Source organism: Streptomyces sp. PA03-1a (genome assembly GCF_033792805.1).
In the GTDB taxonomy this organism is placed as follows: Bacteria; Actinomycetota; Actinomycetes; order Streptomycetales; family Streptomycetaceae; genus Actinacidiphila.
On record NZ_JARAVO010000166.1, the window covers coordinates 1 to 21592 of the forward strand.

A 21592-nucleotide genomic window follows, 5' to 3' on the forward strand; every position below is an offset into this window, starting at 1 on the left:
GGGCCAGGGGGACCGGGGCGGGCGCGGGGATCGAGGTGGGCACCGCGCCCAGGGAGGTCGCGGCCGGCGTGCCGAGGTCGGGAGAGGCGGTCATGGAGTTGTCCTTCGTCGTGCTGTCGAGCCGGAGGGGTGCGGAGTCCTGGGCACTCAACGGCCGTGACAGCGGGCGCTCGCGTGCCGACCGAGGTCGACGTCGAAGCGGGAGTACAGAAGGAGGTCTCGCGACATAACGTCAGACTGACGATCAGACCGGCGCCGCGTCAAGGGCGCCCCGGCGGGTGGGACCGGGGTCATGACACCGCGCGCGGGTGTCACACCGCCGCGCCGAGCGCCGCGATGACGTCGGCCTTGCGCGGCGCGCCCGACGCGCGCCGCACCACGGTGCCGCGGGCGTCGAGGACCAGGACGGTCGGCGTCCTGACGACGCCCAGCCGGCGCACCAGGTCGAGGTGGGCCTCGGCGTCGATCTCCACGTGCCGCACGCCGTCGACCATGCCGGCCACCTCGCCGAGAGTGCGGCGGGTGGCCCGGCAGGGCGCGCAGAAGGCGGTGGAGAACTGGAGGAGCGTGGCCCGCTCTCCGAGTTCCGCGCCGATCTCACCCGCCGTCAGCTGTTGTGCCGCGTCCTTGTCCCGCACCCGTACCCTTCCGTCCCTGCGCTTGTGGAGGATGCCGAAGATCCCCGCCGCCACGAGCACGGCGACGCACACCACCAGTCCCGTCATTTCGCCCCTCCCTGCCGTTGCAGCGTTCACACGACCGCCATGATTCCCGGGGGTCCGGACGGCGTCCGTTCCGGAATCATGGCCGGTATGAGCCCTCACGCCATTGATGCCCGTGGACCGCGCTTCGGCGCAAGCGTGACCAGTGTCGTCCTGGCCGCCGTCCTCGTCACCGGAAGTGCCTGGCTGCTGGCCGTCCAGGCGCTGGTGTTCGCGGTGGGCGCCGCCGCGGGTGTCCAGAACTCACCGTACGGCCTGCTGTACCGGGTGGCGGTACGGCCCCGGCTGGGGCCGCCGACCGAGACCGAGGACCCGGCGCCGCCGCGCTTCGCGCAGGCGGTCGGACTGGCGTTCGCGGTCGTCGGGCTCGCCGGCTACGCCACGGGGCTCGCCTGGCTGGGCCTGGCGGCGACGGCCTGCGCGCTCGCGGCGGCCTTCCTCAACGCGGTGTTCGGCTACTGCCTCGGATGCGAGATGTACCTGCTGGTGCGTCGTACGACCGGGTGACGTGACGAGAATCTCGCCACACGGCGGGCACGCGGGATGACACGGCACCCGTTTACGGGGCACGATCAGCCGGCGGCCCAAACCTACGGCCGCGTAACTTCCGCCGGGGGCCACCCCCTACGAAGAAGGGGCCCCACACATGGCCGAACTCGTCTACCCGCCCGTCATCGGCTTCGCCCGCACCATGTTCAAGGTGCAGGGACTGCGCTTCGACATCGCCGGCACCGAACATGTGCCGCGCAAGGGCGGCGCTTTGCTCGTGAGCAACCACATCGGGTACCTCGACTTCGTGTTCGCGGGGCTGACAGCGCTCCCGGCGAAGCGGCTGGTGCGTTTCATGGCGAAGGAGTCGGTTTTCCGGCACAAGGTGTCGGGTCCGCTGATGCGGGCCATGAAGCACATCCCGGTGGACCGCTCCGAGGGCATGCACGCGTACAAGCACGCGCTGACGGCGCTGCGCTCGGGCGAGATCATCGGGGTCTTCCCCGAGGCGACCATCTCCCAGTCCTTCACCCTGAAGTCCTTCAAGTCCGGTGCCGCGCGCCTGGCGATGGAGGCGGGCGTGCCCCTGCTGCCGGTCGCCCTGTGGGGCACGCAGCGGCTGTGGACCAAGGACCAGCCGCGCCAGCTGGGCCGCAACGGCTTCCCCATCACCATCCGGGTGGGCGAGCAGATGACGCCCCACGCGGACGAGAAGCCGGGCGCGCTGACCCGGCGGCTGCGGCTGCGCGTCCAGGAGCTGCTGGAGGACGCGCAGCGCGTGTACACCGGGCGCCCGTCGGGCCCGGACGACCACTGGTGGCTGCCCGCGCACCTGGGCGGCAGCGCCCCCACGCCGGAGGACGTCGCCGCCCGGGAGCGCGGCGCGAAGGCGGAGTGACCGGGCGCGGGGGTCAGACCGGCTCGTGCACGGTGACCTCCGCGCCGGGGTTGAACCTCCGCAGGTGAGCGGCGAGTTCCTCACCGGCGGCCCGCAGGTCGGCCATCGGCATCGGATCCATCCGCTCCAGGAGGAAGAGCGCGTTGACCGACTCCTCGGTCAGCCGGGTACGGATCCCCTGCCGCCAGTTCCAGCGGCGGCAGGTGACGCCGGTCCCGTCGCGCCAGACGACCTCGCCGGGCTCGGGGTGCTCGACGGCGGGCTCACCGCCGGCCACGGTCTCGAACTTCTCGTCGCCGGTCGCCCGTACGAGGGTCATGCCGCCGTGGATGTGGTCGGTGTCCTCACCGCCGACGGGCACGAGGTGGGCGACGCTGATCGCGTTGTAGAGGTCCACCAGCCGGTTGATGCGGGGCAGCCCGCCTTCGGCGAGGGCGCGTTTGGCCAGCGCCTCCGCGGAGTTGCGGGTGCGCGAGGGCTTGGCGCCGAAGGCGGTGTACGCCGCGCGCCAGGCGGCCATGTGGGGGTCCTCGTGCGGGGCGCGGCCGCCGAGGCGCTCGGTCAGGCGGCGGGCCGCGTCGTCGAGGAGGGCCGCGCTCGCATCGTCGCTCGGCCCGTTGACCAGGCCGCGGGCCTCGACGGCGAGGTGGGCGAACCCCGGGGCCAGGGCGCGCACGGCGGGGTCGACGGTCAGGGTCAGGGGGGTGTGTGAGGTCATCGGTCTTCTTGGTCCGGTAGGTCGGTGGGCAGCAGCCGCCACAGATGCGGCCGGTCGACAGCCTGCCGCAGGGCGGTGAGCACGGCGGGCGGCGGGGTGGCGTGGAGACCGGGGTAGTCGCGTTCGCCGAGTCCGGGGCGGGGCACCCAGGCCAGCCGTTCCTCCCGGAGGGAGAACCGGGCGTCGACACCGGGCTTGTTGCCGCGCGGGTCCTGCCGGGCCCAGCGGTCGTGTCCGGGCAGCTTGAGGGCGATGAGCCCGTGGATCAGGGCGCCGGTGCCGTCGTCGTCGGCGAGCCGCTGGTAGCACAGCCCCGTGGGGATGCCCTCGGCGCGCAGCAGCGCGGTCAGGGCGTGGGCCTTGGCGTGGCAGATGCCGGTGCGCTGCTCCAGGACGTCGGAGGCGCGCCAGGTGACGCGCGGGTCCCCGGAGTCGGCGGAGTGCGGGATGGCGTCGCGAACGAAGGTGTAGGCCGCTTCGGCATAGTCATACGGATCGGGGGCTTCCGCCCGCAGCCGGGCGGCGGTCGCCCGGACCAGCGGGTGGCCGTGGTCGATCACCTCGTCCGCTGCGAGGTAGGCGGTCGCGTCCGCCGTCTGGGGTACCGGCTCCATGTGGCGGATACTAGGAATACGCGCAGCGATTCGGCAAATGGCTTTTCCGTAGGCAGCATACCTATGCAGCACGGGGGTGGCCGTCGTGGCCCGAGCACCCAGACGTCCCGCGAGAGCGGCGGTCCTGGTCGTGCTGGCGGTTTTCACCGTCTTCCTGGTCAGCCGGGGCTGCGGCGGCCCCGAGCGGACGCCCGGCGGGCCCTCCCCCTCCTCGACGGGTTCGGTGCCCGGCACCACCGCGGTCGCGCGCTCGCCCTTCACCGGACTGCCCGGACGCACCCGCGGCCCGGTCCTCGCGGTGAAGATCGACAACGTCGGGCCCGCCCGCCCGCACACCGGGCTGGACCGGGCCGACCTCGTCTACGTGGAGCAGGTGGAGTCCGGTCTCACCCGTCTGCTCGCCGTCTTCTCCTCCCAACTGCCCGAACGGGTCGGCCCGGTGCGCAGCGCCCGCGAGTCGGACCTGGAACTGCTCCGCCAGTTCGGCCGCCCCGCCCTCGCCTTCTCCGGGGCGCAGTCCAGGTTGCTGCCGGTGGTGGCGGCGGCGCCGGTGCACGACGTCTCCCCCGCCCACGCCCCCGGTGCCTACGTGCGCGACGGCTCGCGCCCCGCCCCGCACAACCTGTACGCCACACCGGAGCGGCTGCTCGCCGCGGCCCCGGACGCCTCGGCCGCCCGGGACATAGGCTTCCGCTTCGGTGCCGCACCGCCCGGCGGCACCCCCGAGCGCGACCGCACCGTGCACTACCCGAACGGCTCGGTGGGCCTGCACTGGTCGGCCGACGGCGACCGCTGGCTGATCTCGTTCGACGGCGACCCGGCCACCACCACCGACGGCGGCAGGCTGGGCGCGCCGACGGTGGTCGTGCAGTACGTCACGGTCCGTTCCTCCGGCTTCCAGGACCGGTGGGGGAACACCTCCCCGTACAGCGAGACCGTGGGCACCGGGCGCGCGGTGGTGCTGCGCGACGGCAAGGCGTACGACGCCCGGTGGTCACGGCCCGACGCGGCCGGGGGCACGCACTTCACCACGCCCGACGGGCAGCCGGTGAGCTTCGCCCGCGGCCAGGTCTGGATCGTGCTGGCGCCGCTGCCCGGGTGAGCTCACGCTATGGCGCCGTCCGCCGCGGGGGGATCGGGGGCGCCCGGCGCGGCCAGCGCGGAGGCCAGGTCGTCGTGGACGGTGAAGACCCGGATCGTCCGGGTGAGCCGCAACAGCCGCAGCACGCAGGGACTGTCGCCGACGATGCCGAACCGGCCACCGCGGTCGAGGGTCCGCTTCCGCGCCCGGATGAGCACCGACAGACCACTGCAGTCGATGAAGCTCACTCCGCGCAGGTCCACCACGACGTCGGGCCGCGGCCCGCCGGTGACCGCGTCCAGACGCGCGGCCGCCCGCACGCCGGCGCACAGGTCGAGCTCCCCCGTCAGTTCCACCACGGTCGTGCCGCCGACCGTCCACTGCCGCACCCCGAAGTCACGCTCGTCGTCGAACATGCCCGGCCCCCCGACTGCCGCTTCCTGCTGGGCCCTTGACACGACGTGTGCGCCGCGCGCGGCGAACGCACCGCGCACACGGTCGCGTGTACGGAATACCCCCCTGCCGTACCGGGAGTCAACACATCGGGCTAAACAGACAGGACGACCAGGTCCCGGGAGGTCTGGTTGAGCCGTTCCCCGCCCTCGGGCGTGCAGACGGCGATGTCCTCGATGCGGGCGCCGAAACGGTCCGGGAGGTAGATCCCGGGTTCGACGGAGAAGGCCATGCCCGGCTCCAGCAGACGGGAGCTGCCCGCGACGATGTACGGCTCCTCGTGCGTCTCCAGACCGATGCCGTGCCCGGTGCGGTGGATGAAGTGCTCGCCGTAGCCGGCCGCGGCGATGATGTCCCGCCCGATCGCGTCGAGTTCCTCCGCGGTGATGCCGGGGCGGACGGCATCGGTCTGGGCGTGCTGCGCGCGCCGCAGCACCTCGTACATCTCGCGGAACTCGGCGGACGGTTCACCGACCGCGTAGGTGCGCGTGGAGTCGGAGCAGTAGCCCTCCTGCGTGGTGCCGCCGATGTCGACGACGACCGGGTCACCGGCCCGGATCACCCGGTCGGAGACCTCGTGGTGGGGGCTGGCGCCGTTCGGGCCCGAGGCGATGATGACGAAGTCGACGGTGGTGTGCCCCGCCTCGATGACGGCGTCGGCGACGTCCCGGGCGACCTCGCGCTCGGTGCGCCCGGCCCTGAGCCACTCCCCGATGCGGCGGTGCACCCGGTCGATGGCGCCCGCGGCCCGGCGCAGCGCCTCGGTCTCCGCCGGCGACTTGCGCATCCGCAGTTCGCGCAGCACGTCGCCGGCCAGGCTCTGCTCGGCGCCGGGGAGGGCCGTGCGGAAGGCGAGCACCTTCTCGGCCCACATGTGGTTGTCGACGGCGACCCGCGCGGTCCCCCGCGGCAGCCGGCCGGCGACCAGGGCGTACGGGTCCTCGGTCTCGCCCCAGCCGACGACGTCGACGCCGAGCGCGCCCAGCGGGGAGGCCTCGGCACCGGGCTTCTCCAGGTGGGGCACGACGAGGAAGGGGTCGCCGAGCACCGGCAGCGCCAGGCACACCAGGCGCTCGGTGAGGTGGGCGTGGTAGCCGGTGAGGTAGCGCAGATCGGGGCCCGGTGAGACGAGCAGCGCGTCGAGTCCCGCGTCGGCGGCGGCCTTGCGGGCGAGTTCGAGTCGCTCCGGGGGGTACAGGGATGCGGCAGAGTCGGTCACGACTCTTACCGTAGACGCCCCTGGCACCCACCGCAGTCCCTTGCGTCGGCGCAGGTCGTAGGCTGGGGCCGATGGACCACCAGACCACCCCCGGGGCGCTCCGCGCGCTCGCCGCCCGGCTGCGCGCCCTTCCGCCGTCCTGCGGGCCGGTGCGGCTCGTCGCCGTGGACGGGCACGCCGGATCCGGCAAGACGACCTTCGCCGCCGCGCTGGCGTCCGCACTGGACGGTGCTCCCGTCGTCCACCTCGACGATCTGGCCACGCACGAGGAGTTGTTCGAGTGGACCGGGCGGCTGCGCGAGCAGGTGCTGGAGCCGCTGCGCCGCGGTGACACCGCCCGGCCCGCGAAGTACGACTGGGTGGCCCGGCGGTTCGCGACGACCCTGGAGGTGCCGGCGGCCCCCGTGGTCCTGCTGGAGGGGGTGGGCGTGGGCCGCCGCGCGCTGCGTCCCCGGCTGGCGAGCCTGCTCTGGCTGGAGGTCTCCCGGGACACGGCACGGGAGCGCGGCGAGCTCCGCGACGGCCCCGCCCTGACCGCGTTCTGGGCCGGCTGGATGCGGGCGCAGGACGCGCACTTCGCCGCCGACCCCTCCCGGCCGTTCGCGGACCTGCTGGTCCACCAGCGTCCGGACGGCTACGAGGTACGGGAGCAGCACACGGAGACCCCGCTCGCCAACACCCTCCGTCACTGACCGTGACCGCGTGCAGCCGGTGCGCTGCACCCGCCCCGCGACCGCCGGAGCGACGCCCCGAGGTGGCTTGACCCGGGAGCCGCACAGGACTTACGTTCTCAATGCGCGGTCATCGTCGATCGCACCTCATGCGCGAAGCCCCCGGTTGTTCCCCCGTGACCGGGGGCTTCGTTCTGCCTACAGCCGGTGATCCGGCCCCGTACGGCGGCGGATCGCTCACCCACCGTCACCACCCGCGTCGCTCTACGGCCCAGCAGGCCCGCACGGGTACCATGCCAACGGGTGCGCCACCCCGCGAAGGCGGTGCTCACCTGGCACCAACTCCCGCTTCGCGTAACCTGGTTGGAGCGGCGTACGGCGGGCGGCACCGGGGGGAACGGGCTGGTGGGGACCTGATGGACTTCGGCACAGAGCATTCCGGCGCCCCCTCCGACCTCGCCTGGGTGCGGGCCGTCGACGCCTACACCATGGGCGCCTACACCCAGGCCGAGGAGGAGTTCCGCGTGGCGGTCCGCCTCGACCCCGGCATGGCGGACGCCTGGCTCGGGCTGCACGCGCTGCGGGCGGACACCTCCACGGCGCTGCTGCAGATGTACCGGCACCGCGACCGTTTCGGCGAGCAGCGCAGCGCGCACCGCCGCTCCATGAACTCCTGGTACTGGCTGGGCTGGTGGGTGCAGCCGGTGCTGGAGACCCGCCGCGACCTGCTGCTGGCGCACGCCTCCCACTGGCTCGACGGCCGCCACATCGCGGAGCTGGACCGGGCCCTGGCCGAGTGCCCACCGATCGACACCGATCCGCACGTCCGTTTCCTGCACGCCTGCCGGGCCTATCTGGTCAAGGACTGGGACCAGTTGGTGCGCCACACCGAACCGCTCCTCGGCGACCAGGTCCTGGGCATCGAGGCCGGTCTGTTCGGCGGCATGGCCCGGGTCCGGCTGGAGCTGTACGGGCAGGCCGAGCCGCTGCTGGCGACGGCCCTGATGCGCTGCCGCAGCGAACAGCCGCAGCGCAAGGAACTCCGCTACTGGCTGGCCCGCGCGTACGAGGGCACGGGCCGTACGGCGGCCGCGCTCCCCCTGTACCGGGCGGTGCACCGGGTCGACCCGGCGTTCATGGACACCGCGGCCCGGCTCGCCGCGATCGACGAGTCCGACGGCCTCACCGACGGGACGGCCGACCTGGCCCCGGTCACGCTGCAGGGCTACGGTCAGACCGGGCCCGACACGCTGCCGCCCGACCCCGATCCGCTCGACGCCCGGGCGGGGGCGGCCGCCATGCCCGGTGGCCTCGGAGCGGGCTCGGTGCTGGACGACCCGCTGGGCGCGGTCGGCCCGATCGACGACGACATCCGGGAGAAGGCGATCCTGCCGGTCTCCCCCGTCCCGCCGCAGGTCCCGGTCGCGGCCCCGGACCCGGTGCTGCTCTCCCAGGCCCTGGCCGAACTCGACCGCATGGTGGGCCTGGAGCCGGTCAAGCGCCAAGTGCGGGCGCTGTCGGCACAGTTGCGGATGGCGCGGCTGCGGGCGGGACAGGGTCTGCCGGTGCAGCCGCCCAAGCGGCACTTCGTCTTCTCGGGCCCGTCCGGCACCGGCAAGACCACGGTGGCGCGCATCCTCGGCCGGGTGTTCTACGCCCTCGGACTGCTGGGCGGCGACCATCTGGTCGAGGCGCAACGCGCGGATCTCGTGGGCGAGTTCCTGGGTCAGACCGCCGTCAAGGCCAACGAGCTGATCGACTCCGCGCTCGGCGGGGTGCTGTTCGTCGACGAGGCGTACGCGCTGTCCAACTCCGGCTACAGCAAGGGCGACGCCTACGGCGACGAGGCGCTGCAGGTCCTGCTCAAGCGCGCGGAGGACAACCGCGACCGTCTGGTCGTAATCCTGGCCGGCTACCCCGAGGGCATGGACCGCCTGCTCGCGGCCAACCCCGGCCTCGGCTCGCGCTTCACCACCCGGGTCGACTTCCCCAGTTACCGGCCGCACGAGCTGACCAGCATCGGCGAGGTCCTCGCCGCCGACAACGGGGACCGCTGGGACGGCGAGGCCCTGGAGGAGCTGCTCGCCATCAGCGGCCACGTCGTCGAGCAGGGCTGGATCGACGAACTGGGCAACGGCCGCTTCCTGCGCACCCTGTACGAGAAGAGCTGCGCCTACCGCGACCTGCGGCTGTCCGGCTACGTGGGACAGCCGTCCCGGGACGACCTGTCCACGCTGCGGCTGCCCGACCTCATGCAGGCCTACGGCGAGGTGCTGTCGGGCCGCGGGCCCGGGCTGACGCCGCCCGAGCCGCTGGAGTGAACGACGCGAGAGGGGCCCGGGCGCATGCGCCCGGGCCCCTCTCGCGTGGGTCCTCGTGTCAGCTCGCCATCACACGCGACGGCCGGGCGGCCTCTCCGGTCTCCTGGGCGGCCGCGGTGTCGCCGGTCTGCGCAGGCTCCGGGACCTCCCGGTGCGCCGGGTCACGGACCTCGCCGACCAGCATCTCCAGCACGTCCTCCAGGGCGACCAGACCCAGCACGCGCCCGCCGGAGTCCGCGACCGACGCCAGGTGGGACGCGGCCCGCCGCATCTGGGTGAGCGCGTCGTCCAGCGGCAGCTCCGCGCGGAGGGTGGCCATCGGCCGCCACAGCCGCGCCGGGACGGGCCGGCCGGTGTCCTCCAGGTCGAGGACGTCCTTCACGTGGAGGTAGCCGAGGTAGGCGCCCTCCGGTCCGGCCACCGGGAAGCGCGAGTAGCCGGTGCGTACGGTCAGCTCCTCGACCTCGGCGGGGGTGACGGACGCGTCGACCGTCACCAGCTCCGCCGGGGACAGCAGGACGTCCGTGACCGGGCGGGTGCCCAGCTCCAGCGCGTCCTCCAGGCGTTCCTGGGCGTCGTCGTCGAGGAGTCCGGCCTGCCGGGCGTCCTCGACGAGCACGGTCAGCTCCTCGCTGGTGAAGACCGCGTCGATCTCGTCCTTGGGCTCGACCCGGAACAGCCGCAGCACGAGCTTGGCGCACCAGCCGAGCACCGCGATGACCGGCCGGAACAGCCGGGCGAAGCCGACGAGTCCGGGGCTGAGCCACAGCGCGGTCTTCTCGGGCGCGGCCATCGCCAGGTTCTTGGGGACCATCTCGCCGATGACGAGGTGGAGGAAGACCACGACGGCGAGCGCGATGACGTAGCCGAGCGGGTGGATCAGCCCCTCGGGCAGGTGGATCGCCTCGAAGAGCGGCTCCAGCATGTGGGCGACGGTCGGCTCGGCGACCGCACCCAGCGTCAGGGAGCAGACCGTGATGCCGAACTGGGCCGCCGCCATCATCTGCGGCAGGTTCTCCAGCCCGTGCAGGACCGTACGGGCCCGCCGCTGCGTGCCGGCGAGCGGCTCGATCTGGCTGCGCCGTACGGAGACCAGGGCGAACTCGGCGCCGACGAAGAAGCCGTTGCCCAGCACCAGCAGGCCGGCGAAGAACAGCTGCAGGAAGCTCATCGCCCGCCCTCCTGCCCGTCCTCGGGCTCCTCGAACCCGACGCGTACCAGGCGGACCCTTTCGGCACGGTGGTGCGCGACCTCGCGCACCCGCAGCTCCCAGCCGGGCAGCAGTGCGGTGTCCCCCGGCTCGGGAATGCGTTCGAGGAGGTCGGCGACGAGGCCGGCCACCGTCTCGTACGGCCCCTCGGGGGCCTCGAGCCCTATGCGCTCCAGCAGGTCGACCCGGCAGCCGCCGTCGGCGTCCCAGGCGGGGTTGCCGTTCTCCGCGGGGGCGGCCGCCAGCTCGGGCAGGTCGGCGCCGTCGTGCTCGTCGCGCACCTCGCCGACGAGCTCCTCGACGATGTCCTCCAGGGTGACGACGCCGGCGGTGCCGCCGTACTCGTCGACGACCACGGCGATCGGCTGCTCGCGGCGCAGCTGCTCCAGGAGCGGCTGCACCGGCAGCGTCTCCGGGACGAGCAGCGGGGCGACCGTGACCCGGCCGACCGGCGTGCGGTCGCGCAGGTGGGCCGGGACGGCGAGGGCGTCCTTCAGGCTCGCCATGCCGACGATGTCGTCCAGCCGCTCCCGGTAGACCGGGAAGCGCGACAGCCCGGTGGCCCGGGTCAGGTTGAGGACGTCGGCGGCGGTGGCGGTGTCCTGCAGGGCGCTGACCCGTACGCGCGGGGTCATCACGTTCTCCGCCGTGAGGTCGCCGAGGGAGATGGTGCGGACGAACAGGTCCGCGGTGTCCTGCTCGAGGGCCCCGGCACGGGCGGAGTGGCGGGCCAGCGAGACCAGCTCGGTGGGGGTGCGCGCGGAGGCCAGCTCCTCGGCGGGCTCCACGCCCAGCGCCCGCACCAGGCGGTTCGCGGCGGCGTTGAGGGCCTCGATGACCGGGCGGAACAGGGCGGAGAAGGCCCGCTGCGGCCCGGCCACGAAACGGGCCACCTCCAGCGGACGGGACACCGCCCAGTTCTTCGGGACGAGCTCGCCGATGACCATCTGGACGGCCGAGGCGAGGATCATGCCGATCACGACCGCGACGGCGGGCGCCGCGCCCTCGGGCACACCCACCGAGGTGAGCGGTCCGGCGAACAGGTCGGCGAGGGCGGGCTCGGCCAGCATGCCGACCACCAGTGAGGTGATCGTGATGCCGAGCTGGGTGCCCGAGAGCTGGAAGGACAGCTTGCGCAGCGCCTCCACGACGCTGCGGGCCCTGCGGTCACCCTCGGCGGCGGCGCGTTCGGCGGCCGGGCGTTCGACGGTCACCAGGCCGAATTCGGCGGCGACGAAGAAGCCGTTCGCGAGGATCAGGACGAAGGCTGCCGCGAGCAGCAGCAACGGGGCGCTCATGCCGCCGCTCCCGTATGTCGGGGGGGAGAGGCGGCGCGGGTACTACCGGACGATCCGTCCATCGTGGATTGGGTGTCACTCCTCGGGTCGTTGCGAAGGTTCCAGAGTAATGAAGAAGCGGGCCGGGGCGGCAGGTCTAGTGCGCCGTCGGCTTGCCGGTACCGTACGCCTCCGCGAGGGCCCGCAGGGCGCGCGCGTCGCGCAACGCGCGGGCGCGTCCGATCCCCGGCTGGATGCCCATGGCGGCCAGGCTGGTGCCGTCGGCCAGGTCGAGGTACACCCACGGATCGCCGGGACGCAGGTTCACCCGGAGGACCTGCGCCCATTCCAGCCGGCGCCGGGTCGTCAGGTTGACGACGGTCACACCGTCGCGGTCGGCGGCCACCTTGGGCCGGCTGAGCAGCACGAGCACCCCGGCGATCAGCAGCCCGGTGAGCACGATCCAGATCCGGTCCGAGGTGTGCCAGGGCCGTGCGCCGTCCGCGGGGAGGAGCACGGCGATGACGACGAAGGCCGCGAGCAGCCCGGTGGCCAGGCCCAGCAGCACCGCGCGGGTGCGGGCGGGCCGGAAGGTGACGGGCAGCACGGGGAGTTCCACGGGCATGGCGTGCGGGGTGGGCGAGGTCACAGACGGCACGCGTGGATCCCGGTGGTGAGGATGGCCCGCGCGCCGAGGTCGTACAGCTCGTCCATGATCCGCTGGGCCTCGCGGCTGGGGACCATGGCGCGCACGGCGACCCAGCCCTCGTGGTGCAGCGGGGAGACGGTCGGCGACTCCAGGCCGGGCGTGAGGGCGATGGCCCGCTCGACGTGCTCGACGCGGATGTCGTAGTCCATCATCACGTAGCGGCGGGCCACCAGGACGCCCTGGAGGCGGCGCAGGAACTGCTGCACCTTCGGCTCGGCCGCCGCGTCCTCGCCGCCGGCGCCGGCCCGGCGGATGACGACCGCCTCGGAGTCGAGGATCGGCTCCCCGATGACCTCCAGGCCGGCGTTGCGCAGGGAGGTGCCCGTCTCGACGACGTCGGCGATGACGTCCGCCACACCGAGGTGGATGGAGGTCTCGACGGCGCCGTCGAGGCGGACCACCGAGGCCTCCACCGAGTGGTCGGCGAGGTGCTTCCGGACGATCTCCGGGTAGGAGGTGGCGACCGTCTTCCCGCCGAACTCCTTCACGTCGCTCACGCCGCCGGGTGTGGTGGCGTAGCGGAAGGTGGAGCGGGCGAAGCCGAGCTGCAGGATCTCCTCGGCGTTGGCACCCGAGTCCAGCAGCAGGTCGCGGCCGGTGATGCCGATGTCGAGGCGGCCCGAGCCGACGTAGATGGCGATGTCGCGCGGGCGCAGGTAGAAGAACTCGACGTCGTTCTCGCCGTCGACGAGGACGAGTTCCTTGGAGTCCTTGCGCTGGCGGTAGCCGGCCTCATGCAGCATCGCCGACGCAGGTCCGGACAGTGAACCCTTGTTGGGGACGGCGATGCGCAGCATGACAGCGTTCCTTTGCAGCTCGGATGTGGGTGGGACAGGGCTCGTGGGGCGGGTCCGGCCTGGGGCGATCCGCTCAGAGATGAGCGTAGACGTCGTCGAGGCCGATGCCCCGGGCGACCATCATCACCTGCAGGTGGTACAGCAGCTGGGAGATCTCCTCCGCGGTGCGGTCGGCGCCTTCGTACTCGGCTGCCATCCACACCTCGGCGGCCTCCTCGACCACCTTCTTGCCGATCGCATGCACTCCCTTGCCGACCAGTTCGGCGGTGCGGGAGCTGCTGGGGTCGCCGGTGGCGGCCTTGTGCTGGAGCTCGGCGAAGAGCTCCTCGAATGTCTTCTTGGCCATGGTGGTCCCCACCCTACGCGGAAGTCCCCTTACCTCACCGCCACGGCTCGGATACTGAACGCAGGACGGTCGCGGTGGCGATCGCGGCGGTGACGGCCTCGTGCCCCTTGTCCTCGTTCGAGCCGGGCAGTCCGGCCCGGTCCAGGGCCTGCTCCTCGGTGTCGCAGGTGAGCACGCCGAAGCCGATCGGCACGCCGGTGTCGACCGAGACCTGGGTCAGGCCCTGGGCGACGCCCTGGCAGACGTACTCGAAGTGCGGCGTACCGCCGCGGATGACGACGCCTAGGGCGACGACCGCGTCGTAGCCCCGGCTCGCCAGCACCTTGGCGGCGACCGGCAGTTCGAAGCTGCCGGGAACGCGCAGCAGGGTGGGCTCGTCGATGCCCAGGTCGCTCAGGGCGCGCAGGGCGCCGTCGACCAGCCCGTCCATCACCTGCTCGTGCCACTGCGCCGCGATCACGGCCACGCGCAGGTCACCGCAGTTCTTCACGGTCAGCTCGGGGGCGCCCTTACCGCTCACGTCCGTCTTCTCCTTGCTCGTTCTTGCTCTGGTCGTTCGGGTCGTTCTTGGTCGTACAGGTGTCGTGGTGCTGCTTGGGGGCGGGCCTACTGGTTGCGGCAGGCACCGGTGGGGGCCGGGTCCAGCCAGGGCAGGTCGTGGCCCATGCGGTCCCGCTTGGTGCGCAGGTACCGCAGGTTGTGCTCGCCGGCCGCGATCGGCATGGCGACGCGCTCGGCGACCTTCAGGCCGTGCCGCTCGAGGGCCTCGGTCTTGTCGGGGTTGTTGGTCATCAGGCGCAGGGAGTGCACGCCGAGGTCGGACAGCATCTGGGCGGCGGCGCCGTAGTCGCGGGCGTCGGCGGGCAGTCCGAGTTCCAGGTTGGCGTCGAGCGTGTCCCGGCCGCGCTCCTGGAGCTCGTACGCGCGCAGCTTGGACATCAGGCCGATGCCCCGGCCCTCGTGGCCGCGGAGGTAGACCACGACGCCCCGGCCCTCGGCTGCCACCCGTTCGAGTGAGGCCTGGAGCTGCGGTCCGCAGTCGCAGCGCAGCGAGTGGAAGACGTCGCCGGTGAGGCACTCGGAGTGGACGCGGACGAGGACGTCCTCGCCGTCGCCGATCTCGCCGGCCGCGAGCGCGATGTGCTCGACGCCGTCGACGGTGCTGCGGTAGCCGTACGCGCGGAAGTCGCCGAAGGCGGTGGGCAGCCGGGTCTCGGCCTCGCGGCGCACGGTCGGCTCCGAGCTGCGGCGGTAGGTCACCAGGTCCTCGATGGAGATGATGGCCAGGCCGTGCTTGCGGGCGAAGTGGACCAGCTCGGGCAGGCGCGCCATCGTGCCGTCCTCGTTGGCGATCTCCACGATGGCGGCGGCCGGGCGCAGTCCGGCGAGCCGGGCCAGGTCGACGCCCGCCTCGGTGTGGCCGTTGCGGGTGAGGACGCCGCCGGACTTGGCGCGCAGCGGGAAGACGTGGCCGGGCCGGACGAAGTCGCCGGGGACGGAGTCGCCGAAGGCCAGCAGCCGGATCGTGGTCGCCCGGTCGGCGGCGGAGATGCCGGTGGTGACCCCGTGGACGGCGCTCGCGTCGACGGAGACGGTGAACGCGGTCTGCATGGACTCGGTGTTGGAGTCCACCATCTGCGGCAGGTCGACCCGGTCCAGGTCGTGCTCCTCCATGGGCACGCAGATCAGACCACGGCACTCGGTCATCATGAACGCGACGATCTCCGGGGTGGCCTTCTCGGCCGCGATGATGAGGTCGCCCTCGTTCTCGCGGTTCTCGTCGTCCACGACGACGACGGGCCGGCCGGCCGCTATGTCGGCGATCGCACGCTCGACGGGGTCGAGGACGATCGGGGCGTCCTCCGCCACGTAGAGGGTGTGCAGTGCGGTGGTCATGCGGCCGCTCCTTCCAGGACGGGCCCGCCGTGCCGCGGGACCCGGGTCTGCTGCCACCAGGCGTACATGCCGGCGATCACGAGAACGAAGTAGATGACGTACACGAGCGCGGAGAACTTCAGGTCGCTGTTCCAGGCGAGGGGGACGCCGACCGCGTCGACGGCGAGCCAGGCGAACCAGAACTCGACCCAGCCCCTGGCCATGGCCACCATCGCGGCGACGGTGCCGACGAAGATGTAGGCGTCCGGCCAGGGGTTCCAGGACAGCGACGGGTAGAGCGTGAAGAGGCCGACGACCCCGAACAGTCCGGCCGCCGTGCCGGCGACCAGCAGGCCCCGCTCGCGCCAGGTGGCGAAGCGGACCCGGATCTCGCCGCCGTCCCGGACGCCGCGGCGCCACTGGAACCAGCCCCACACGGCGACGCCGATGACGAGCAGCTGCTTGCCGACGCCGCCGGTGAGCTGTGCCGACCAGTACGCGGCGACGAGCACCGCACCGGACAGCAGCTGGACCGGCCAGGCCCACACCGAGCGGCGCCACCCCAGGGCGAGACCGGCCAGGCCGAGGCCGTTGCCGACCACGTCGGTCCACTTGAAGTGCTCACCGAAGGCGGAGAAGGCGACACTGTTCAGGGTGTCGAGGGCGCTCATTCCGCCGGAGCCCCCTTCGGTGCCCCGGCCCGCTCCCCGTACAGCCGCTCGACGTACTTGGCGATCACGTCGACCTCCAGGTTCACCGGGTCGCCGGGCTGCTTGAAGCCGAGCGTGGTGAGGTCGAGGGTGGTCGGGATCAGGCTGACGGAGAAGAAGTCGGGACCGGCCTCGACGACCGTGAGGCTGATGCCGTCGACGGTGATCGAGCCCTTCTCGACCACGTAGCGGGACAGCTCCGCCGGCAGCGAGATCCTCACGATCTCCCAGTGCTCGGCGGGGGTCCGCGAGATCACCGCGCCGGTGCCGTCCACGTGGCCCTGGACGAGGTGACCGCCGAGGCGGCCGCCCAGCTCCATCGGGCGCTCCAGGTTGACCCGGCTGCCGGGGTTCAGCGCGCCGAGGCTGGAGCGCTTGAGGGTCTCGGCCATCACGTCGGCGGTGAACTCGCCGTCCGCGGTGTCGACGACGGTGAGGCACACCCCGTTGACCGCGATCGAGTCGCCGTGCTTGGCGCCCTCGGTGACGACCGGACCGCGCAGACGGAAGCGGGAGGCGTCGCCCAGGTCCTCGACGGCGACGACGTCGCCCAGCTCTTCGACGATTCCGGTGAACACGTCAGTTCTCCTCGGTGCGGCTCGGGTAGGCAGTAATACGCAGGTCGGGGCCGATGCGTTCGATCTCGGCGACGTCGAGCCGCAACGCGTGCGCGATGGTGGTGATTCCCGCGTCCCCCAGGGCCGCGGGTCCGGCCCCCAGGAGGGCCGGTGCGAGGTAGCCGACGACCTTGTCGACGGCGCCCGCGGCGACGAAGGCGCCGGCGAGCGTGGGGCCGCCCTCCAGCAGCACGGAGCGGACGCCGCGGCCGTACAGCTCGGCAAGCAGCGCGGTGACGGCGACGCCGCTGCCGGTGCGGGGCAGGCGGGCCACGTCGACGCCCGGCAGGTGGGCGGTGTCGGTGTCCTCGGCGACGGCGACCAGGGTCGGGGCGGTGCCGTCCAGCACCCGGGCGCCGGGGGTGATCTTGGCGTTGGTGTCGACGACCACCCGCAGGGGCTGGGTGAAGGTGCCCTCCACGCCGCGCACGGCCAGGTGGGGGTCGTCGGCGCGCAGGGTGCCGGAGCCGACGACGACGGCGTCGGACTCGGCGCGCAGACGGTGCACGTCGGCACGGGAGGCGGCGGAGCTGATCCAGCGGCTGGTGCCGTCGGCGGCGGCGATGCGGCCGTCGAGGGTGCTCGCGTACTTCCACAGCACGAAGGGCCGCTGCTCGCGGGAGGCGGTGAGCCACACCTCGTTGCCGCGGGCGGCCTCGGCCTCCATGAGCCCGCTCTCCACGGCGATCCCGGCGGCGGCCAGCGTGGCGCCGCCTCCGGTCGCCGCGGGGGTGGGGTCCGCGACGGCGTACACGACGCGGGAAACGCCGGCCGCGATGAGGGCCTGGGCGCACGGGCCGGTGCGACCGGTGTGGTTGCAGGGTTCGAGGGTGACGACGGCGGTGCCGCCGCGGGCCGCGTCGCCGGCCGCGCGCAGGGCGTGGACCTCGGCGTGGGGTCCGCCCGCCTGCTGGTGCCAGCCCTCGCCGGCGATCTCGCCGCCTGCGTCGAGGATCACGGCGCCGACGACGGGGTTGGGGCTCGTCGAGCCCACGCCGCGGGCGGCGAGCTCTATGGCCCGGCGCATCGCGTCGGCTTCACCGGGTGTTGCCACCGGGTCCTCCTGCCTCATCGGGCACGGACTCCGGGGCTGTGCGGAACACAGAGCGGACGTGAGCCTCGGGGACACCGCGTCCGGTGTGGGGCTGCGTCCGCCCGTGTCACCCGTTTCCGGGGGACACGCACCCACGCTGCCGCCGACGGCGGTGTACCGATGCCCGTCCGCCGCGCACTGCCTCCCATCCGGACTTTAACCGTCGGTCCAGGAATTTCACCTGGTCAACCGGCCGCTGGATGCGGACGGGTCGCGGACTGTAACCGCCGGTTCGGAGTTTCACCGACCCCGGAGTGCGCTGAACGTCACTGGTACTGCTCCACAGTCTGCCACGAAGGTTCCTTGCGGACGCAAGGGATCGCTGTGGATTGGCTCACACGGGATCGGTCCGACCGCTCGGACCCCGCGGCCCGTCGCCATGGCTTCCGGTCAACACGACCCAGGGGAGCGTCCGTTGAGGCCGGCGCGAACCGCATGGGCGGAGCGGGTTCACCCGGGGGACTCCGGTCGTACGCCGGCGCCCGCGAACGTCAGGCGGCCGAGGGGCGGTTGCCCCGGAGCGCCCCGGACGTCACACCTCGGGTGTGAACACCGCGTCCTGCGCCGCGTCCATCGCCGACAGCACCGCGCCGCGCAGCACCGCGCTGCCCGCGACGGTCCCCGCCCGCACCTGGGTCGGCAGCGGGGACATCCGCGCGAGCCGTTCCTCGACCCGGGCGGCCAGGTCCTCGCCCCCGGCCCGGCCCACCTCGCCGCCCAGCACCACGCAGCCTGGGTCGAGCACGGCGGTGACGGCTGCCACCCCGATCACCACCCGGTCCGCCAGCGCGTCGAGGAAGAGCTCGCCCTGCTTGCCGTCCGCCCGGGCCGCGGTCACCACCGCCTCGGCCGCCAGGGCGTCGTCGTCGCCGGACACCGGCATCCCGTGCGAGCGCGCCAGGGCGCACACCGCCGCGCTGCCCGCCAGCGAGTGGAAACCGCCCTCGCACCCGCTGGCCGTCGGCAGTTGGAAGGTCCCCGGAACGGGCAGGAAGCCGATCTCCCCCGTACCGCCCGAGGCACCGCGCCGCAGGATCCCGCCCAGCACCACCGCGGCGCCCACCCCGTGACCCAGCCACAGCAGGACGAAGTCCTCGCGGTCGCGCACGGCGCCCAGGCGCCGCTCGGCGACGGCCGCGAGGTTGACCTCGTTCTCCAGCAGCACCGGGAGGGAGAGCCGCCTGCGCAGTTCGGCGACGAGCGCCGAGTGCCAGGCCGGCAGCTGCCCGGTGGCCCGCAGTTCGCCGGTGGCCGGGTCGACCAGGCCGGGCGCGCCGACCGCGACGGTGTGCAGCGCGCCGGCGCCGGCGGTGCGCGCGGTCCGCTCCAGCAGCGCCACCGAGCGCCGCACCGTGCGCTGCGGATCGCCGAACGGGTCCACCGGCAGGACGGCGCTGCCGATGGTGTTCCCCAATAGGTCGGCCACCTCGAGGGCGACGCTGTGGGTGCGGACGTCGAAGGCGGCCAGTTGCGCCCGGTCGGCGACGATCCCGTACACCCGAGCGTTGGGGCCGCGCCGGTCGGCTCCCGTCTCGCCGACCACCGTGATCAGCCCGGACTCCTGCAGCCGCTCGACCAGGTCGGCGACGCTCGGACGGGACAGCCCGGTGAGGGACTTGAGCTGGGCCGCCGTCAACGGGCCCTCGCGCTGCAGCAGTTCCAGGGCCAGCCGGTCGTTGATCGCCCGAGCGGTGCGGGGGGAGGCGGTGCGCCCGGCGTGGGATCGCATGGCGGTCATGGACGGATCCTTCCAGAAGCCGTCGCGCAGGTGCGAGGGCGGGCGACAGGGGCCCGGTGCGGGACCGTGGCAGGAGGCAGTCTATCTTTCAGGAAGCCTGCCTGATAATTTATGCCCCGAGCACGGCGGGACCAGACTGGAGGGAACATGCCGACGAAGCCGACGACCCCGACGGGGAAGACAGACCCGCGACTGCGGCGCGCCCATCTCGCCGTCGCCGCCGTGTTCGCGGTGCACGGCGCGGTGACCGGCAGCTTCGCCACCCGGGTGCCCTGGATCCAGGAGCACGCGGGGCTCAGCGCCGGACAGCTCGGCTTCGCGCTCGTCTTCGCGGCCCTCGGCGCCTCCGTCGCGATGCCGCTCGCCGCCCGCGTCGCCCACCACATGGGCATGCGCAACGCGCTGCGCCTCCTGCTCGGCCTGTGGTGCGCCTCGCTGGCGCTGCCCGCCCTCTCCTCCGGACTGGGCTGGCTGTGCGGGGCGATGTTCGTGTACGGGGCCTCGGCCGGCATGGCCGACGTCGTCATGAACGCCCAGGGCGTCGAGGTCGAGGAACGCCTCGGCCGCTCGATCATGTCCGGGCTGCACGGCATGTGGAGCGCCGGCACCCTGCTCGGCTCCCTCTTCGGCGTCCTCGCCGCCCACGCGGAACTCGACGCGCGCCTCCACCTCACCGCCGCGGCCGTCCTGCTCGTCGTGCTGGGCCAGGTGGTCTGCAGCGGAGTGCTCGACCTGCGGCCCGCCGCGTCGGAGGAGGCCCCCGCGCGCTTCGCCCTGCCGCCCCGCGCCGCCCTGGTCATCGGCGCCATCGGCTTCTGCGCCGTCTTCGCGGAGGGCGCCAGCATGGACTGGAGCGCGGTCTACCTCCGTGACATCGCCGGCGCCTCCCCCGGTGTCGCCGCCGCGTCCTACACCGCGTTCGCGTGCACCATGGCCGTGTCCCGTCTCCTCGGCGACCTCGTCGTCCGCCGTTTCGGACCGGTCCGCACCGTACGCTTCGGCGGCCTGCTCGCCACGGTGGGCGGCGTCCTCGTCGCCACGGCGTCCACGCAGGTCACCACCATCGCGGGCTTCGCCCTCATCGGCGTGGGCATCGCCGTGGTCGTGCCGCTGTGCTTCGCCGCGGCCGGGCGCAGCGGGCCCAACGCGAGCCAGGCCATCGCGGGCGTCGCCACGGTCACCTACACCTCCGGGCTGGTGGCTCCGGCCGCCATCGGCTCCATCGCGGAGGCCAGCTCCCTGCAGGTCTCCTTCGGCCTGGTCACCCTGCTCGCCGCCGGGCTCGCCGTGGGCGCGGGCGTGCTCCGGCGCGCGGGCACCGTCTCCGTGGAGCGCGACCGCAAACCCGTGGCGGCGACGACCCCGCAGGCCTAGCGTGCCGCCCATGCACATGCGGATCTTCCTGGAGACCGAGCGGCTGCGGCTGCGGCACTTCACCGACACCGACGCGGACGCCGAACTGCTCGTCGCGCTCGACAGCGACCCCGAGGTCATGCGCTACCTGGGCAACGGCCGCCCCACGCCCTCCGACGTCATCCGGCACGAGGTCCTGCCCCGCTTCGCACGCTCCCAGGTCTGGGCGGCGGAGGAACTCTCCACCGGGCACTTCGTCGGCTGGTTCGCCCTCACCCCCCGCCCCGGCGGCCCCGCCGACGACCTCGAACTCGGGTACCGCCTGCGCCGCGCCGCCTGGGGCCGCGGCTACGCCACGGAGGGGTCCCGCGCCCTGGTCCGCAAGGCCTTCACCGACCTGGGCGCGGAGCGCGTCCACGCGGAGACGATGTTCGTCAACGCGCGGTCGCGGCGTGTGATGGAGAAGGCGGGGCTGTCGTTCGTCCGGGTCTTCCACGAGGAGTGGGACGAGGCGTTGCCGGGGGCGGAACAGGGGGAGGTCGAGTACGCGGTCACGCGCACGGCGTGGGCCGACTAGGCGGCTGCGCCGGGCTCCCCGGGTGTTTGTGTGCGGCTCCGTTGCGCCTGCGGCGGGCGTCCACCCGCCTCCCGCCCTCCCCCAGCCTTCGGCCGGGGGAGGGC

General features: G+C 73.3%; 23 protein-coding genes and 1 riboswitch. Of the genes, 7 read left to right on the forward strand and 16 right to left on the reverse strand.

Annotated elements, in window-relative coordinates:
* Positions 1 to 311: 311 nt before the first annotated feature.
* Positions 312 to 725, reverse strand: a complete 414-nt coding sequence (locus PV341_RS30645) for a TlpA family protein disulfide reductase (RefSeq protein WP_499510722.1) — start codon at positions 723 to 725, stop codon at positions 312 to 314.
* Between the two features lie 87 nt (positions 726 to 812).
* Here PV341_RS30645 and PV341_RS30650 point away from each other — a divergent pair, with 87 nt between their 5' ends.
* Positions 813 to 1229 carry a DUF4395 domain-containing protein gene (locus PV341_RS30650; protein WP_500324372.1) on the forward strand — a complete coding sequence of 139 codons (417 nt, stop codon included), beginning with the start codon at positions 813 to 815 and terminating at the stop codon, positions 1227 to 1229.
* 139 nt (positions 1230 to 1368) lie between these two features.
* Positions 1369 to 2109: a lysophospholipid acyltransferase family protein gene (locus tag PV341_RS30655; RefSeq protein ID WP_500359529.1), complete on the forward strand. Its 741-nt coding sequence runs from the start codon at positions 1369 to 1371 to the stop codon at positions 2107 to 2109.
* A gap of 13 nt (positions 2110 to 2122) precedes the next feature.
* Here the strand turns inward: PV341_RS30655 and PV341_RS30660 are convergent, their stop codons facing one another.
* Positions 2123 to 2827, reverse strand: a complete 705-nt coding sequence (locus PV341_RS30660) for a B3/B4 domain-containing protein (RefSeq protein WP_500359530.1) — start codon at positions 2825 to 2827, stop codon at positions 2123 to 2125.
* On the reverse strand, positions 2824 to 3441 hold the full coding sequence (locus PV341_RS30665; protein ID WP_500324375.1) for a transglutaminase-like domain-containing protein: 618 nt from the start codon (positions 3439 to 3441) through the stop codon (positions 2824 to 2826). The genes PV341_RS30660 and PV341_RS30665 overlap by 4 nt, the downstream gene beginning before the upstream one ends.
* A gap of 85 nt (positions 3442 to 3526) precedes the next feature.
* On the opposite strand from PV341_RS30665, the gene PV341_RS30670 reads away from it, so the two are divergent.
* Entirely contained in the window at positions 3527 to 4543 is a 1017-nt protein-coding gene (locus tag PV341_RS30670; RefSeq protein ID WP_500359531.1) for a DUF3048 domain-containing protein, read from the forward strand.
* A gap of 2 nt (positions 4544 to 4545) precedes the next feature.
* On the opposite strand, the gene PV341_RS30675 is transcribed toward PV341_RS30670, so the two are convergent.
* Positions 4546 to 4938 (reverse strand): STAS domain-containing protein, encoded by a 393-nt coding sequence (locus PV341_RS30675; protein ID WP_500324377.1) that lies wholly within the window; start codon positions 4936 to 4938, stop codon positions 4546 to 4548.
* A gap of 131 nt (positions 4939 to 5069) precedes the next feature.
* On the reverse strand, positions 5070 to 6194 hold the full coding sequence (locus PV341_RS30680) for a M24 family metallopeptidase (RefSeq protein WP_500359532.1): 1125 nt from the start codon (positions 6192 to 6194) through the stop codon (positions 5070 to 5072).
* Positions 6195 to 6265: 71 nt separating this feature from the next.
* Between PV341_RS30680 and PV341_RS30685 the strand changes: the two genes are divergently transcribed.
* Together PV341_RS30685 and PV341_RS30690 are read left to right on the forward strand one after the other, a co-directional pair.
* Positions 6266 to 6886 carry a uridine kinase family protein gene (locus PV341_RS30685; protein ID WP_500324379.1) on the forward strand — a complete coding sequence of 207 codons (621 nt, stop codon included), beginning with the start codon at positions 6266 to 6268 and terminating at the stop codon, positions 6884 to 6886.
* A 395-nt stretch (positions 6887 to 7281) separates the two neighbouring features.
* A complete protein-coding gene (locus PV341_RS30690; protein WP_500324380.1) occupies positions 7282 to 9186 on the forward strand; it encodes an AAA family ATPase in 1905 nt (634 codons plus the stop codon).
* Between the two features lie 58 nt (positions 9187 to 9244).
* Here PV341_RS30690 and PV341_RS30695 read toward each other — a convergent pair whose 3' ends face one another.
* From PV341_RS30695 to PV341_RS30745, 11 genes are all read right to left on the reverse strand, one after another.
* Positions 9245 to 10357: a hemolysin family protein gene (locus PV341_RS30695; protein ID WP_500324381.1), complete on the reverse strand. Its 1113-nt coding sequence runs from the start codon at positions 10355 to 10357 to the stop codon at positions 9245 to 9247.
* The gene (locus PV341_RS30700; protein WP_500324382.1) at positions 10354 to 11694 is read right to left on the reverse strand and encodes a hemolysin family protein; all 1341 of its coding nucleotides are present in this window, start codon (positions 11692 to 11694) and stop codon (positions 10354 to 10356) included. The genes PV341_RS30695 and PV341_RS30700 overlap by 4 nt, the downstream gene beginning before the upstream one ends.
* A gap of 136 nt (positions 11695 to 11830) precedes the next feature.
* Positions 11831 to 12322 (reverse strand): PH domain-containing protein, encoded by a 492-nt coding sequence (locus tag PV341_RS30705; RefSeq protein ID WP_500324496.1) that lies wholly within the window; start codon positions 12320 to 12322, stop codon positions 11831 to 11833.
* On the reverse strand, positions 12319 to 13179 hold the full coding sequence (gene hisG / locus PV341_RS30710) for an ATP phosphoribosyltransferase (RefSeq protein ID WP_499510734.1): 861 nt from the start codon (positions 13177 to 13179) through the stop codon (positions 12319 to 12321). Before hisG ends, PV341_RS30705 begins: the two co-directional genes overlap by 4 nt.
* Positions 13180 to 13252: 73 nt before the next feature.
* The gene (locus PV341_RS30715; protein WP_499510735.1) at positions 13253 to 13525 is read right to left on the reverse strand and encodes a phosphoribosyl-ATP diphosphatase; all 273 of its coding nucleotides are present in this window, start codon (positions 13523 to 13525) and stop codon (positions 13253 to 13255) included.
* Between the two features lie 34 nt (positions 13526 to 13559).
* Positions 13560 to 14045, reverse strand: a complete 486-nt coding sequence (ribH, locus tag PV341_RS30720; protein WP_499510736.1) for a 6,7-dimethyl-8-ribityllumazine synthase — start codon at positions 14043 to 14045, stop codon at positions 13560 to 13562.
* 86 nt (positions 14046 to 14131) lie between these two features.
* Positions 14132 to 15421: a bifunctional 3,4-dihydroxy-2-butanone-4-phosphate synthase/GTP cyclohydrolase II gene (locus PV341_RS30725; protein WP_500359533.1), complete on the reverse strand. Its 1290-nt coding sequence runs from the start codon at positions 15419 to 15421 to the stop codon at positions 14132 to 14134.
* On the reverse strand, positions 15418 to 16071 hold the full coding sequence (locus tag PV341_RS30730; RefSeq protein ID WP_500359534.1) for a nicotinamide mononucleotide transporter family protein: 654 nt from the start codon (positions 16069 to 16071) through the stop codon (positions 15418 to 15420). The genes PV341_RS30725 and PV341_RS30730 overlap by 4 nt, the downstream gene beginning before the upstream one ends.
* A complete protein-coding gene (locus PV341_RS30735; RefSeq protein ID WP_499510739.1) occupies positions 16068 to 16688 on the reverse strand; it encodes a riboflavin synthase in 621 nt (206 codons plus the stop codon). Before PV341_RS30735 ends, PV341_RS30730 begins: the two co-directional genes overlap by 4 nt.
* Position 16689: 1 nt before the next feature.
* On the reverse strand, positions 16690 to 17781 hold the full coding sequence (gene ribD / locus PV341_RS30740) for a bifunctional diaminohydroxyphosphoribosylaminopyrimidine deaminase/5-amino-6-(5-phosphoribosylamino)uracil reductase RibD (protein ID WP_500324386.1): 1092 nt from the start codon (positions 17779 to 17781) through the stop codon (positions 16690 to 16692).
* A 170-nt stretch (positions 17782 to 17951) separates the two neighbouring features.
* Positions 17952 to 18082, reverse strand: a riboswitch (FMN riboswitch).
* Between the two features lie 270 nt (positions 18083 to 18352).
* The gene (locus PV341_RS30745; RefSeq protein ID WP_500324387.1) at positions 18353 to 19558 is read right to left on the reverse strand and encodes an ROK family transcriptional regulator; all 1206 of its coding nucleotides are present in this window, start codon (positions 19556 to 19558) and stop codon (positions 18353 to 18355) included.
* Between the two features lie 147 nt (positions 19559 to 19705).
* Between PV341_RS30745 and PV341_RS30750 the strand changes: the two genes are divergently transcribed.
* Positions 19706 to 20932 (forward strand): MFS transporter, encoded by a 1227-nt coding sequence (locus PV341_RS30750; protein ID WP_500359535.1) that lies wholly within the window; start codon positions 19706 to 19708, stop codon positions 20930 to 20932.
* Positions 20933 to 20948: 16 nt separating this feature from the next.
* Positions 20949 to 21488 (forward strand): GNAT family N-acetyltransferase, encoded by a 540-nt coding sequence (locus PV341_RS30755; RefSeq protein ID WP_500359537.1) that lies wholly within the window; start codon positions 20949 to 20951, stop codon positions 21486 to 21488.
* The last annotated feature ends 104 nt before the right edge of the window (positions 21489 to 21592 follow it).

What these genes read in the sequence shown, in the direction of transcription:
- PV341_RS30675 (WP_500324377.1), bottom strand. Translation starts at nt 4,938, where the DNA reads ATGTTCGACGACGAGCGTGACTTCGGGGTGCGGCAGTGGACGGTCGGC.
- PV341_RS30645 (WP_499510722.1), bottom strand. Translation starts at nt 725, where the DNA reads ATGACGGGACTGGTGGTGTGCGTCGCCGTGCTCGTGGCGGCGGGGATC.
- PV341_RS30730 (WP_500359534.1), bottom strand. Translation starts at nt 16,071, where the DNA reads ATGAGCGCCCTCGACACCCTGAACAGTGTCGCCTTCTCCGCCTTCGGT.
- PV341_RS30715 (WP_499510735.1), bottom strand. Translation starts at nt 13,525, where the DNA reads ATGGCCAAGAAGACATTCGAGGAGCTCTTCGCCGAGCTCCAGCACAAG.
- PV341_RS30750 (WP_500359535.1), top strand. Translation starts at nt 19,706, where the DNA reads ATGCCGACGAAGCCGACGACCCCGACGGGGAAGACAGACCCGCGACTG.
- PV341_RS30650 (WP_500324372.1), top strand. Translation starts at nt 813, where the DNA reads ATGAGCCCTCACGCCATTGATGCCCGTGGACCGCGCTTCGGCGCAAGC.
- PV341_RS30725 (WP_500359533.1), bottom strand. Translation starts at nt 15,421, where the DNA reads ATGACCACCGCACTGCACACCCTCTACGTGGCGGAGGACGCCCCGATC.
- PV341_RS30755 (WP_500359537.1), top strand. Translation starts at nt 20,949, where the DNA reads ATGCGGATCTTCCTGGAGACCGAGCGGCTGCGGCTGCGGCACTTCACC.
- PV341_RS30665 (WP_500324375.1), bottom strand. Translation starts at nt 3,441, where the DNA reads ATGGAGCCGGTACCCCAGACGGCGGACGCGACCGCCTACCTCGCAGCG.
- PV341_RS30685 (WP_500324379.1), top strand. Translation starts at nt 6,266, where the DNA reads ATGGACCACCAGACCACCCCCGGGGCGCTCCGCGCGCTCGCCGCCCGG.
- PV341_RS30695 (WP_500324381.1), bottom strand. Translation starts at nt 10,357, where the DNA reads ATGAGCTTCCTGCAGCTGTTCTTCGCCGGCCTGCTGGTGCTGGGCAAC.
- PV341_RS30690 (WP_500324380.1), top strand. Translation starts at nt 7,282, where the DNA reads ATGGACTTCGGCACAGAGCATTCCGGCGCCCCCTCCGACCTCGCCTGG.
- PV341_RS30745 (WP_500324387.1), bottom strand. Translation starts at nt 19,558, where the DNA reads ATGACCGCCATGCGATCCCACGCCGGGCGCACCGCCTCCCCCCGCACC.
- PV341_RS30700 (WP_500324382.1), bottom strand. Translation starts at nt 11,694, where the DNA reads ATGAGCGCCCCGTTGCTGCTGCTCGCGGCAGCCTTCGTCCTGATCCTC.
- PV341_RS30655 (WP_500359529.1), top strand. Translation starts at nt 1,369, where the DNA reads ATGGCCGAACTCGTCTACCCGCCCGTCATCGGCTTCGCCCGCACCATG.
- PV341_RS30660 (WP_500359530.1), bottom strand. Translation starts at nt 2,827, where the DNA reads ATGACCTCACACACCCCCCTGACCCTGACCGTCGACCCCGCCGTGCGC.
- hisG (WP_499510734.1), bottom strand. Translation starts at nt 13,179, where the DNA reads ATGCTGCGCATCGCCGTCCCCAACAAGGGTTCACTGTCCGGACCTGCG.